At 68.3% G+C, this 11,809-nt stretch carries 11 protein-coding genes; 6 read left to right on the top strand and 5 right to left on the bottom strand.

The features are described 5' to 3' along the window. Window positions 1–35 precede the first annotated feature (35 nt). Both ACQY4O_RS11410 and ACQY4O_RS11405 read left to right on the top strand, forming a co-directional pair. Window positions 36–968, top strand: a complete 933-nt coding sequence (locus tag ACQY4O_RS11410; protein ID WP_428376491.1) for a nucleoside hydrolase — start codon at window positions 36–38, stop codon at window positions 966–968. 131 nt (window positions 969–1,099) lie between these two features. Further along, window positions 1,100–2,920: an NAD(P)/FAD-dependent oxidoreductase gene (locus tag ACQY4O_RS11405; RefSeq protein WP_428376490.1), complete on the top strand. Its 1,821-nt coding sequence runs from the start codon at window positions 1,100–1,102 to the stop codon at window positions 2,918–2,920. A 190-nt stretch (window positions 2,921–3,110) separates the two neighbouring features. Here ACQY4O_RS11405 and ACQY4O_RS11400 read toward each other — a convergent pair whose 3' ends face one another. Beyond that, window positions 3,111–3,854, bottom strand: a complete 744-nt coding sequence (locus ACQY4O_RS11400; RefSeq protein WP_428376489.1) for an SDR family NAD(P)-dependent oxidoreductase — start codon at window positions 3,852–3,854, stop codon at window positions 3,111–3,113. 151 nt (window positions 3,855–4,005) lie between these two features. Between ACQY4O_RS11400 and ACQY4O_RS11395 the strand changes: the two genes are divergently transcribed. The 3 genes from ACQY4O_RS11395 to ACQY4O_RS11385 are packed head-to-tail and all read left to right on the top strand — an operon-like array spanning window position 4,006 to window position 7,652. Further along, window positions 4,006–5,580 carry a sugar ABC transporter ATP-binding protein gene (locus ACQY4O_RS11395; protein ID WP_428376488.1) on the top strand — a complete coding sequence of 525 codons (1,575 nt, stop codon included), beginning with the start codon at window positions 4,006–4,008 and terminating at the stop codon, window positions 5,578–5,580. A 10-nt stretch (window positions 5,581–5,590) separates the two neighbouring features. Continuing rightward, window positions 5,591–6,661 (top strand): ABC transporter permease subunit, encoded by a 1,071-nt coding sequence (locus ACQY4O_RS11390; RefSeq protein ID WP_428376487.1) that lies wholly within the window; start codon window positions 5,591–5,593, stop codon window positions 6,659–6,661. A 58-nt stretch (window positions 6,662–6,719) separates the two neighbouring features. Next, a complete protein-coding gene (locus tag ACQY4O_RS11385; protein ID WP_428376486.1) occupies window positions 6,720–7,652 on the top strand; it encodes an ABC transporter substrate-binding protein in 933 nt (310 codons plus the stop codon). Window positions 7,653–7,927: 275 nt separating this feature from the next. Here ACQY4O_RS11385 and ACQY4O_RS11380 read toward each other — a convergent pair whose 3' ends face one another. Further along, window positions 7,928–8,626, bottom strand: coding sequence for a pirin family protein (locus ACQY4O_RS11380; RefSeq protein WP_428376485.1), 699 nt, complete (start codon window positions 8,624–8,626; stop codon window positions 7,928–7,930). A 180-nt stretch (window positions 8,627–8,806) separates the two neighbouring features. Between ACQY4O_RS11380 and ACQY4O_RS11375 the strand changes: the two genes are divergently transcribed. Continuing rightward, on the top strand, window positions 8,807–9,805 hold the full coding sequence (locus ACQY4O_RS11375; RefSeq protein ID WP_428376484.1) for a zinc-dependent alcohol dehydrogenase family protein: 999 nt from the start codon (window positions 8,807–8,809) through the stop codon (window positions 9,803–9,805). Window positions 9,806–9,826: 21 nt separating this feature from the next. Here ACQY4O_RS11375 and ACQY4O_RS11370 read toward each other — a convergent pair whose 3' ends face one another. From ACQY4O_RS11370 to ACQY4O_RS11360, 3 genes are read right to left on the bottom strand one after another with little or no spacing between them, the layout of a single operon-like run. Next, window positions 9,827–10,573 (bottom strand): ABC transporter permease, encoded by a 747-nt coding sequence (locus tag ACQY4O_RS11370; RefSeq protein ID WP_428376483.1) that lies wholly within the window; start codon window positions 10,571–10,573, stop codon window positions 9,827–9,829. Continuing rightward, window positions 10,573–11,298 (bottom strand): ABC transporter ATP-binding protein, encoded by a 726-nt coding sequence (locus tag ACQY4O_RS11365; RefSeq protein ID WP_428376482.1) that lies wholly within the window; start codon window positions 11,296–11,298, stop codon window positions 10,573–10,575. The genes ACQY4O_RS11370 and ACQY4O_RS11365 overlap by 1 nt, the downstream gene beginning before the upstream one ends. Next, on the bottom strand, window positions 11,295–11,801 hold the full coding sequence (locus ACQY4O_RS11360; protein WP_428376481.1) for a hypothetical protein: 507 nt from the start codon (window positions 11,799–11,801) through the stop codon (window positions 11,295–11,297). Before ACQY4O_RS11360 ends, ACQY4O_RS11365 begins: the two co-directional genes overlap by 4 nt. Between the last annotated feature and the right edge of the window lie 8 nt (window positions 11,802–11,809).

The raw sequence follows: 11,809 nt of genomic DNA, 5'->3' as shown, positions 1-11,809 counted from the left end.
CGCAGCGTTTGAAATGGCCGATCCGATGTGCGGCCATGCTGCCGCTGCTGCTGCCAGCCGGCGTTGCGAACGCCGCTGAGATCAAGCCTGTCATCGTCGACACCGATATCGGCGACGACATCGACGATGCCTTCGCGCTGGCGCTGCTGCTGCGAGCCCCGGAGGTGAGCATCGAAGCGGTCACAACGAGTTTCGGCAACACGACGCTGCGGACACGACTGGTCCGGCGCCTCCTCCACCAGGCCGGTCGCGATGACATCGCGGTGGGCACCGGGCCGTCGACAGCGGACAGCACCCGGTTCACCCAGGCGGCGTGGGCGTTGACCCGACCCGCGGCGCCGGCCCCCGATGCGGTGGCGCTGCTGCTGGAACGGCTTCGTGCGGCACCGACCGGCAGCATCACCCTGATCGCGATCGCGCCGCTCAGCACGATCGGGGCGGCGATCGCACGCGACCCGGCAACCTTCCGACGCGTGCGACAGGTGATCCTGATGGGCGGATCGGTCCGTCGTGGCTATGGCAAGGTTCCGGGCACGACCAGCGCTACACCGGGCAACGAATACAATATCCATTCGGATCCGGGCGATTTCCGGCGACTGATCGAGAGCGGCGTTGCGGTTGTCCTGATGCCGCTGGACGCAACCGAGGTCGCGCTGCCGCTGGCGATGCGCCGCGACATCTTCGGCCAGCCCGATCCTGCCGACCGGGCGCTCGCCGCCCTCTACGCGCAGTGGGCCGCGAACAATCCGTGGGGACCGGTTCCGGTGCTGTTCGACGTGGTTCCGGTCGCATGGCTGCTTGATCCGTCCGTCTGCCACCCGGTGCCGATCCGCCTCGCGGTGCTGGACAGCGGAGCAACCATCGAACAACCGGGTGCTGCGAATGTGCACGCCTGCCTCGATGTCGACCGGGCGAGGGTGCTTGGCTTGCTGACCGAGCGGCTCAAGGCCTCGCCCTCGGCCCGCTAGGCCGCGCGGCCTCGGCATTGCTCTTTGCCCAGGATTGGGAGGATGCTGCCTTCAATCAAAAAGACGGGTGGTCGTGCAGGCGCTGGCCGTTGCCGCCCAAGGGAAACAGCTACTCCGAGGATTTCCGATCCATGTCGACAACCCTTGAGCCTGAGACCGCGCTCGACGCGCCGAGCCGCACCGCCGCCGACTGGCTTTCGCGTTTCGATCACGCGCTGCGCAGCGGCGACGGCGCCGAGGCGGCCCGTCTGTTCGCCCGGGAGAGCTTCTGGCGCGATCTCGTCGCCTTTACCTGGAACATCAAGACCGTCGAGGGCCGCGACGAGATCGCAGCGATGCTCGATACGGTACTGCCGCATATCCGTCCCGAGCATTGGCGTCTCAGCGAGCCGGCGACCGAGGCGGATGGCGTCATCACCGCCTGGTTCACCTTCGAGATCGCGGTCGCCCGCGGCAAGGGTCTGCTGCGGCTGCGTGACGGGCTGTGCTGGACGCTGCTGACCACGGCCTGCGAGCTCAAGGGCCATGAGGAGAAGCGCGGCCGGACCCGTCCGCTGGGGGCAGCACACGGCGTCGAGCCGGGGCGGCAGAGCTGGAGTGACCGGCGCGAGGCCGAGACCGCGTCGCTCGGGGTCACGGTGCAGCCCTATGTGCTGGTCGTCGGCGGCGGCCAGGGGGGTCTCGCTTTGGGCGCACGGCTGCGGCATCTCGACGTGCCGACGCTGATCGTCGACGCGCATCCCAATGCCGGCGACCAGTGGCGCAGCCGCTACAAGTCGCTCTGCCTGCATGACCCGGTGTGGTACGACCACATGCCGTACCTGCCATTCCCGGACCACTGGCCGGTGTTCGCGCCGAAGGACAAGATCGCAGACTGGCTCGAGGCCTACGAGAAGACGATGGAACTGGCCTGCTGGCATTCCACCGTCTGCACGTCGGCGCGTTTCGATGAAGTGGCCCACGAATGGGAGGTGACCGTCGAGCGCCGCGGCTGCCCGATCACCTTGCGGCCGAAGCAGCTCGTGCTGGCGACCGGCATGTCGGGGCTGCCGAACGTGCCGGCCTATCCGGGCGCGGAGCGCTTCACCGGCGAGCAGCACCATTCCAGCAGGCATCCTGGCGGCGACGCCTGGCGCGGCAAGCGGGCGGTGGTGATCGGGTCGAACAACTCGGCGCATGATATCTGCGCCGATCTGTGGGAGAACGGCGCCGACGTCACCATGGTGCAGCGCACGTCCACGATGATCGCGCGCTCGGACAGCCTGATGGAGCTGGCTCTCAAAAGTCTGTATTCGGAGGATGCGGTCGCCGACGGCATGACCACGGAGCGGGCCGACCTCGTGTTCGCCTCCCTGCCGTACCGGATCATGCACGAGTTCCAGATCCCGGTGTACCGGGCGATGCGCGAGCGCGACGCCGAGTTCTACGCGCGGCTGGAGCGTGCCGGCTTCCTGCTGGATTTCGGCGACGACGAGAGCGGGCTGTTCCTGAAATACCTGCGTCGCGGGTCGGGATACTACATCGATGTCGGCGCGTCGGAGCTAATCGCCAACGGCAGCGTCAAGCTGCACAGCCGCGTCGGCGTGGAAGCGCTCCGCGAGCGCTCGGTGCTGCTGACCGACGGCACCGACTTGCCGGCCGACCTGATCGTCTATGCCACCGGCTACGGCTCGATGAATGGCTGGGCGGCGCGGCTGATCAGCCAGGAGGTCGCCGACAAGGTCGGAAAATGCTGGGGCTTCGGCTCCGACACCACCAAGGACCCGGGACCGTGGGAGGGCGAACTACGCAACATGTGGAAGCCGACGCAGCAGGAGGCGCTGTGGTTCCACGGCGGCAACCTGCACCAGTCAAGGCACTACTCGCTGTATCTGGCGCTGCAGCTCAAGGCGCGGCAGGAGGGCATCCCGACGCCGGTCTACGGCCTCGGCGAGGTGCATCACCTGTCCTAGGAACGCGCCCGGACGGCGCGCGGCCGGACGGTGAGGGCGGTTCAAACTCCTGACCACCCTCACCCAAAACCGCGCCGGCTTGTCGTGCTAGAGCAAGACCGGCTCAAGTTGAGCCGGTAAACTTGCTCTACCAGATTGATCTATAGACTGGTTCACGTCTCAGGCTGGTTCAGCCTGAGACGATCAGGCTCTAGAGCCGCAAGCCGCCACCGACCTGCAGCGTCTCGCCGGTGATCCAGCCGCCCTCGTCCGACACGGCGAAGGCGACGGCTGCGGCGATATCGGCCGGCTGCCCGATGCGGCCGAGCGGCGTGCGCGCGATGAACGGAGCCGCACCTTCCTCGCCCATGCCGCTGGTGCCTTCCGTTGCGGTGAGACCCGGGGCGACGCCGACAACACGGATCTTGCGAGGCCCGAGTTCGAGGGCGAGCGAGCGCGTCAGGTTGTCGACCGCGCCCTTGGTGGCACTGTAGGCCTGAGCCTGCGCGATCGGCGTGACGCCGGCGCCGGACGAGATGTTGACCACCACGCCGCCCGTCGCCGGGAAGGCCTGTGCGGCCGCCTGTGTCGCGAGGATCAGGCCTTTGACGTTCAATGCGAACTGCCGGTCGATCGAGTCTGGCGTGATGCTGGCGAGGTCGCCGAATTCGTAGATGCCGGCATTGTTGACCAGAATGTCGACATGGCCGAACGCGGCAGTCGTTTTCTCAAACAGGACCTTGATCTGGTCCGGCTGCGAGATGTCGGCCTGCACGGCCGTCGCATGCCCGCCGGCCCGCTTGATCGTCGTCACGAGATGCTCCGCGGCGTCCGCACTCCGTGAGTAATTGACGACGACGCTTGCGCCGTCAGCCGCCAGCCGCAGTGCAATGCCGGCCCCGATGCCCTTCGATGCCCCGGTGACGATCGCAACCCTGCCATCAAGCTTAGCCATAGCTGTCCTCCTTAATCTACCGATCGGTAGTATAATGGGTTGGCATTCGGCGTGCGCAACCCATCACCCGCGTTCGGCCGCCCACTTGCATCCGCCCCGCCCAGCGGCTTCAATAAGTGGAACAAACAAGCTCCTCGGGAGGAGCGAGCCGGTGGACAGCACGACCGTGGACCAGTCCAGCTATGATCCAGCCGGCACCGCTTCTGGGGTGCCGGCCATCGAGATGCGTGGCATCTCCAAGACCTTCACCGGGGTGAAGGCACTCCGCGACGTCAGGCTCAAGGCCTGGGGTGGCGAGATCATGGCGCTGATGGGCGAGAACGGCGCCGGCAAGTCCACGCTGATGAAAATCCTGTCCGGCGCGCACCGCGCCGATCCCGGCGGCGAGATCCTGATCGACGGCAAGCCGATACAGATCGACGGCCCGCACTCGGCCAAGCGGGCTGGGATTGCAATCATCTACCAGGAGCTGGCGCTCGCCCCGAACCTCACGGTGGCCGAGAACATCTATCTCGGCGACGAGATCAGCCATGCCGGCGGGCGCATCGACCGCCGCACCATGGAGGCCGAGTGCGCGCCGGTCTTGGAACGGCTCGGTGCTCCCTTCAACCCCAGATCGCTGGTCGGCACGCTGTCGATCGCCGAGCAGCAGATGGTCGAGATCGCGCGCGCCCTGCATGGCAAGTCGCGCATCCTGGTGCTCGACGAGCCGACTACGGCGCTCAGTTCGCGCGAGACCGACCGGCTGTTCCGGCTGGTCAAGCAGCTGCGCTCCGAGGGCATCGCGATCATCTATATCAGCCACCGCATGGCCGAGGTGTACGAACTCGCCGACCGCGTCACCGTGCTGCGCGACGGCAGCTATGCCGGCGACCTCGGACGGCACGAGATCAACGCGGAAGCCATCGTGCGCATGATGGTCGGGCGCGACCTGTCGAGCTTCTACACCAAGGAGCACGATCCGGACGTGGTGCACCCGCATCTGGTGCTGGAGGTCGAGGGCCTGACCGATGGCGGGCGCCGGGTGAAGCCATGCTCGTTCTCGATCAACCGCGGCGAGGTGCTCGGGCTGGCGGGGCTGGTCGGCGCCGGGCGCACCGAACTCGCGCGGCTGATCTTCGGCGCCGACCGCGCGGTGGGTGGTCAAGTGAAGCTTGATGGCTCCCCGATCACCGTCAGCGGCCCGGCCGAGGCGCTGGAGCAGGGGATCGCGTATCTCACCGAGGACCGCAAGGCGCTCGGCCTGTTCCTCGACATGTCGTGCGGCGCCAACATCAATCTCGGCGTGATCGCGCGTGACGCGAAGGGCGGCGTGGCGCTCGACCTGAAGCGGGCGGCCCAGCGCGCCAACGACGCGTTCCGCAACCTGCGTGTGCGCGCTGCCAGTCCGCTGGTCACCGTGGGCAGCCTCTCGGGCGGCAACCAGCAGAAGATCCTGCTCGCCCGGCTGCTCGAGACCGGGCCGAAGGTGCTGATCCTGGACGAGCCGACACGCGGCGTCGATGTCGGCGCGAAATCAGAAATCTACCGCATCATCGACGAGCTCGCGCGCAAGGGGATCGCGATCCTGGTGATCTCGTCGGAGCTGCCCGAGATCGTCGGCATCTGCGACCGGGTGCTGGTGATGCGCGAGGGCTCGATCGTCGGCAGCGTCGGTGGTGCGGGCGGCGAGGCGATCACCCAGCAGAATATCATGGCATATGCCGCCGGAATGGAAGCGGCCTAGGACAACGCCGATGCAGCCGACCGAGACCGAAACCCCCACCAAGGCGGTGCCGCCGCCGGCCTCGAACGCCGCCACGACGGATGCGCCCGTCGGGGGCGCCGGGCTGTCGGCGAAACAGGTCCGGTTGCGCTCGTCGCTGCAGGCCGCCGGCATGCTGCCGGTGCTGATCCTGCTGGCGATCGGCTTTCACCTGTTCGGCGGCCATCGCTTCCTGAGCGGCCAGAACCTGTCCATCGTGGCGCAGCAGGCCTCGATCAACTGCGTGCTGGCCGCCGGCATGACCTTCGTGATCCTCACCGGCGGCATCGATTTGTCGGTCGGCTCGATCCTGGCGGCATCGGCCATGGGCGCGCTGATCGCCTCGCTGTGGCCGATCGGGGGCGCCCTCGCGGTGCCGGTGTGTTTGCTGGTCGGGCTGGTCATCGGCGGCCTGAACGGTGCGCTGATCGCCTACGGGAAGCTGCCGCCGTTCATCGTGACGCTGGGCTCGCTCACCGCGGTACGCGGCCTGGCGCGCCTGATGGGGGCGGACAACACCATCTTCAATCCGAACCTGTCCTATGCCTGGATCGGCAATGACGGCCTGACCATCCTGCCGGGCGTCTCGATCCCGTGGCTCGCGATCATCGCCGTCGCGGTGATCGTGGCCTCCTGGTACGTGCTGAAACGCACCGTGCTCGGGGTGCGCATCTATGCGGTCGGCGGCAATCCGGCGGCAGCGCGGCTGTCCGGCATCAACGTGCCGCTGATCCTGATGTTCGTCTATTCGCTGTCCGGTCTGCTCGCCGGCCTCGGCGGGGTGATGTCGTCGGCCCGGCTCTATGCTGCGAACGGGCTGCAGCTCGGCCAGTCGTACGAGCTCGACGCGATCGCGGCGGTGATCCTGGGCGGCACGTCGTTCGTCGGCGGCATCGGCTCGATCTGGGGCACGCTGATCGGCGCGCTGATCATCGCGGTGCTGTCGAACGGCTTGATCCTGCTCGGCGTCTCTGACATCTGGCAGTTCATCGTCAAGGGGCTGGTGATCATCGGTGCCGTGGCGCTGGATCGTTTCCGCCAGCAGGGCGGCGCGCGCACCTGACCCTGCCGCGATCATAGCGTTTCCACTTCAACCTTCGACCGACTGCAAGGAACACAACATGTCCCGGACCCTTCTGCTCGCCGCGACCGCTGCCCTCGGCCTCGCCGGCGTGCAGCCCGCCATGGCCGCCAAGTTCGAGAGCGTCGGCGTCACGCTCGGCTCGCTCGGCAACCCGTATTTCGTGGCCCTGACCAAGGGCGTCACCGCCGAGGCCAAGGCGATCAATCCCGGCGCGCGCGTGGTCGCGGTGTCAGCCGACTATGACCTCAACAAGCAGTTCACCCAGATCGACAATTTCATCGCCTCGGGGGTGAACGTGATCGTGCTGAACGCGGTCGATCCGAACGCGATCCTGCCGGCGATCAAGCGGGCGCAGAAGGCCGGCATCGTGGTGGTCGCCGCCGACGTGGCCGCCACCGGCGCCGATGCCACGGTGGAGACCGACAACGTCGCCGCCGGACGCATCTCCTGCGAGGAGCTGTCCAGGGATATCGGCGGCAAGGGCAACGTCATCATCCAGAACGGGCCGCAGGTGTCGGCGGTGACCGATCGGGTCAAGGGCTGCAAGCAGGCGCTGGCCAAGTCGCCGGACATCAAGCTGCTGTCGAGCGACCAGGACGGCAAGGGCTCGCGCGAGGGCGGCATGTCGGTGATGCAGGGCTACCTGATCCGCTATCCGGATCTCGCCGGCGTGTTCACCATCAATGATCCGCAGGCGATCGGCTCGAGCCTGGCCGCCAAGCAGACGCACCGCGACGGGATCGTGTTCACGTCGGTCGATGGCGCGCCTGACATCGTGCAGGCGATCGAGAGCCACGGCCAGATCAAGGCCTCGGCGTCGCAGGATCCCTATACGATGGGCAAGCTCGCCCTCAAGACGGCCGTCGATATCTCAAACGGGCATCCGCCGGCCCGGAAGGTGACGCTGATGGCGCCGAAGCTGATCACCGCGGCAACGGTGGCGAGCTATACCGGCTGGACCCAGCACTGACGCAGGGACCGCGCTGCACCAAAGCTGGCGCCTCGTTCGGTCGGGGCGCCAGCCTGGCGGGATCTACTTCCCGAGTGCCTATTTCCCGAGAGCCTATTTCCCGAGTATGGCGACAGCGACCGTGGGAACGATAAGTAGGAACAGGCATAGAACGATCAGCATGGGGTTACCTCCGGCACAGGGTTGCCACCACGCGTCGCTCGTGGTGGAGAGACCGAAGGGTAACATCCCAGCGGCGTGACGGTTGCATTTGCCCAACAAGTCAGCGGGCCGGCTCAGGCCGCGTCCACCAGCACGATCTCGGCATCCTCGACGCCCACGATCTCGATCCTCTCGCTGCCGGTGATCGCCGCCCCGTCGCGGGTTGCGATCCTGGTGCCGTCGATCTCGACGCTGCCGCGTGCCGTGACCAGATAGACGTGCCGGGCCGGATCGAGGTCGAGCGCCACCCGTTCTCCCGCCTTGACGGTTGCCCCCATGACCCGGGCGCTGGCGCGGATCGGCAACGCCTCGGCATCGTCGGCATAGCCGCTCGCCAGCGTCACGAAGCGGCCGGAGCGGTCGGTCTTCGGAAACGGCCGTGCCCCCCAGGACGGCGCGCCGCCGCGCTGATCCGGCAGGATCCAGATCTGGAAGAGGCGTGTGGTCGCGTCCTCCCTGTTGTATTCCGCGTGCCGCACGCCGGACCCGGCCGACATCACCTGCACGTCGCCGGCTTCGGTGCGACCCGTGTTGCCCAGGCTGTCCTGGTGGGTGATGGCGCCGTCGCGGACATAGGTGATGATCTCCATGTCCGAATGCGGATGCGGCGGAAAGCCCGATTGCGGTGCGATCTCGTCGTCGTTCCACACCCGGATCGCGCCCCAGCCCATGCGCGCGGGGTCCGCATAGCTCGCGAACGAGAAATGGTGCCGGGCCTTGAGCCAGCCATGGTCGGCGCCGCCGAGACCGGTGAACGGCCGGTGTTCGATCATCTGGGCATCCTCCTGTGCAACGACAGGTAAGATGGGGCTCGACCGAGGCCGTGGAAACCGGCGCCCTGGTCGAGCACCGCTGCGTGAAGCACCCGCTCGTGATCCGATAGGCGGCCTGCAGGCGTTGCGCGGTTGCGGGAGCCGGCGCGAGAACCGGCACGCTCATCGAAGGAGATCGCCATGCCCCGCCTTGTCCGCTTCCATGAAACCGGCGCCCCGGAGGTCCTGCGGATCGAGGACCTGCCGTCCCGCGCTCCGGGCGAAGGCGAGGTGCGCATCCGGGTGCGCGCCATCGGCCTCAACCGGGCGGAAGCGATGTTCCGCGCCGGCCAGTATCTCGAGGCCCCGCAACTGCCTTCGGGCCTGGGCTACGAGGCCGCCGGCGTGGTCGATGCAATCGGACCCGGCGTCACCGGGTTTGCGCCCGGACAGGCGGTCAGCACGATTCCGGCCTTTTCGATGGCACAATACGGCATGTACGGCGAGGAGGTGATCACGCCGGTGCACGCCGTGGTGGCGCATCCAGACAGCCTGAGCTTCACCGACGCCGCCGCCTGCTGGATGCAGTACCTGACCGCCTGGGGCGCGCTGGTGGATATTGCCGAGCTGCGCGCGGGCGACGCCGTGCTGGTCCCAGCCGCGTCGAGCAGTGTCGGACTTGCCGCCATCCAGATCTGCGCCGCCGCCGGCGCCAAGCCGATCGCGCTCACCCGCAGCGGCGCCAAGCAGGCGGCACTCGAGCAGGCGGTGCCCGGCGTGCCGGTCATCCGCACCGGCGAGCAGGACCTCATCGCCGAGGTGAACCGGCTCACGAACGGCAAGGGGGCCCGGATCGCGTTCGATCCGGTCGGCGGCCCGACGGTGGAAAAGCTGGCGGCGGCGCTGGCCCCGGGTGGCATCCTGTTCGAGTACGGCGCGCTGAGCCCGGATCCGACGCCGTTCCCGCTGTTCGCAGCCTTGGGCAAGGGCCTGACGATGCGCGGCTATACGCTGTTCGAGATCAGCCGGGACCCCGCGCGTCTGGAGGCCGGCAAGCGCTTCGTGCTCGACGGCCTCGCCGCGGCCCGGTTCAAGCCGGTGATCGCCCGCTTCTTCCGCTTCGACGAGATCGTGGCGGCGCACCGCTACCTGGAATCCAACGAGCAGGTCGGCAAGATCGTGGTGACCGTCGGCGACTGAACCTCCGGCTCAGAGGCCGTCTCATGCTTCGGGCACCCAGAACAGCAGCCGGCGCAGCAGCCGGTCGACCAGGGTCCAGAGCAGGACGGTCATCAACGCCAGCACGAACAAAGCCGCGAACATCACGTCGGTCTCGATGCGTGCGTTCGCGTTCAGCATGACGTAGCCGAGGCCGGCGGAGGCGCCGACCCACTCGCCGATCACCGCGCCGATCGGCGCGATCGCGGTGGCGACGCGCAGTCCGGAGCCGAAGGCCGGCATCGCCGCCGGCAGCCGCACATGGCGCAGGACGGCGAATGGCGACGCGCCCATGGTTCGCGCGAGGTCGAGCCAGCCGGGTGCGACGCGGCGCAGGCCGTCGGCGAACGCGGCGGTGACCGGGAAGAAGATCACCAGCACCGCCATCACCACCTTGGATGCGATGCCGAAACCGAACCACAACACCAGGAGCGGTGCGAGCGCGAACACCGGCACCGCCTGGCTGAGCAGCAGCAGCGGCATCAGCCAGCGTGCCAGCAGCGGCGAGAACACCATCGCGAGTGCCGCGGCCGCGCCGAGCAGGGTGCCGATCGACAAGCCGAGCACGGTCTCGGTCAGCGTGGTGAGCGTGCTCCAGAGCAGGAGGCCGCGCTGCTGCCAGAGTGCGACCGCCACCGACCCCGGATCGGGCAGCAGGTAGGCAGGAATGCCGCTGGTCCGGCTCACCGCCCACCAGACCGCCAGCAGGCCGATCAGGGTCAGCAGCGGACGGCTGGCTGATCTCAGCATCAGGCGGCGGCACTCAGCACGCGCAGCAACCGGCCCATCATGCGCAGCACCTCGGCATCGTCCGGCGGCCGTGGCGCATCGCCCGCGAGTGCCACCGGCGCGGTCAATGTTGCGGGCGTTCCCGACAGCACCACCAGGAGCTGGCCCATGCGACACGCCTCCAGCGGATCGTGGGTGATCATCAGCACGGTGCGGCCGACGAGCAGGCCTGCCGCGAGGTCCTGCACGCGGGTGCGGGTGATGCTGTCCAGCGCCGAGAACGGCTCGTCCATCAGCACGATCGGGCGGTCCTCGTAGAGCGTGCGGGCGAGCGCCGCGCGCTGGCGCATGCCGCCGGACAGTTCGGCCGGAAGCGAGCCGGCACGGCCGCCGAGCCCGACACGCTCCAGCAGATCCAGGGCGCGGCGGCGGTCCTGCTGCTGCCGGCGCAGCCGCGCGCCGAGCATGACGTTGTCGAGGATGGTGAGCCAGGGATACAGCAGGTCCTGCTGCCCCATCCAGGCGATGCGCCCCTGCAGGAGTTGCCCGTCGGTGGCCGTGACGCATCCGGCCATCGGGCTAGCGAGCCCGGCCGCGACCCGCAGCAGGCTGCTCTTGCCGACGCCGCTGGCCCCCAGCATCACCATGAACCGTCCGGCCGGCACGCCGAGTGCCAGATCCCGGAACAGGGTCTGGGCGCCGTAGGCCAGGGTCAGGCCGCTGATATCGAGGCCGGGCGGCTTCACCCGGCGAGGAACGCCAACAGGTGCGCAAGCAGCGCGTCGGGCTGCTCCTCCTGCAGCAGGTGCCCGCACGGCAGCGCGGCCCCCGTGACGAGATCGGGCGACGCGGTCTTCTCGCGCCAGGTCTGCGGCACGTCGTAGAGCGCGCCGACGGTGCCCTTGTCGCCCCACAGCGCCAGCAGCGGCGCGCCGATGCGGCGCCTGGCCGCGTCGTCGGCGCGATCATGGCCGAGATCGATGCTGGCCGCGGCGCGGTAGTCCTCGCAGGCCGAGTGGATCGTGCCGGGAGCGGAATAGCAGCGCAGATATTCGGCCGCGAGCGCCGCGGACGGCACGCCTTCGGTCCTGCTCTGCGTATGCAGCTGGCGGCCCAGGAAGAACGCGGTCTCGGCGCCGATCAGGCGCTCGGGCGGTCCATGTCCGGCGCTGCGGGCATGGATGAAGACAGCCGATTCGGTCTCGATGCGATGGGTCGCAAAGCCCGGCAGGAAGTCGGGAGTGCTCACGGTCTGGT

Origin of the sequence: Lichenicoccus sp. (assembly GCF_965277665.1) — a bacterium.
Classification (GTDB): domain Bacteria; phylum Pseudomonadota; class Alphaproteobacteria; order Acetobacterales; family Acetobacteraceae; genus Lichenicoccus.
The sequence above is the reverse complement of the archived record's forward strand: the minus strand, read 5'-3'. Positions and strand labels throughout refer to the sequence as shown.

Bases quoted from the DNA above. Each gene is read 5' to 3' on its own strand.
- ACQY4O_RS11410 (WP_428376491.1), top strand. From the start codon at position 36: ATGCTGCCGCTGCTGCTGCCAGCCGGCGTTGCGAACGCCGCTGAGATC.
- ACQY4O_RS11405 (WP_428376490.1), top strand. From the start codon at position 1,100: ATGTCGACAACCCTTGAGCCTGAGACCGCGCTCGACGCGCCGAGCCGC.
- ACQY4O_RS11400 (WP_428376489.1), bottom strand. From the start codon at position 3,854: ATGGCTAAGCTTGATGGCAGGGTTGCGATCGTCACCGGGGCATCGAAG.
- ACQY4O_RS11390 (WP_428376487.1), top strand. From the start codon at position 5,591: ATGCAGCCGACCGAGACCGAAACCCCCACCAAGGCGGTGCCGCCGCCG.
- ACQY4O_RS11385 (WP_428376486.1), top strand. From the start codon at position 6,720: ATGTCCCGGACCCTTCTGCTCGCCGCGACCGCTGCCCTCGGCCTCGCC.
- ACQY4O_RS11380 (WP_428376485.1), bottom strand. From the start codon at position 8,626: ATGATCGAACACCGGCCGTTCACCGGTCTCGGCGGCGCCGACCATGGC.
- ACQY4O_RS11375 (WP_428376484.1), top strand. From the start codon at position 8,807: ATGCCCCGCCTTGTCCGCTTCCATGAAACCGGCGCCCCGGAGGTCCTG.
- ACQY4O_RS11370 (WP_428376483.1), bottom strand. From the start codon at position 10,573: ATGCTGAGATCAGCCAGCCGTCCGCTGCTGACCCTGATCGGCCTGCTG.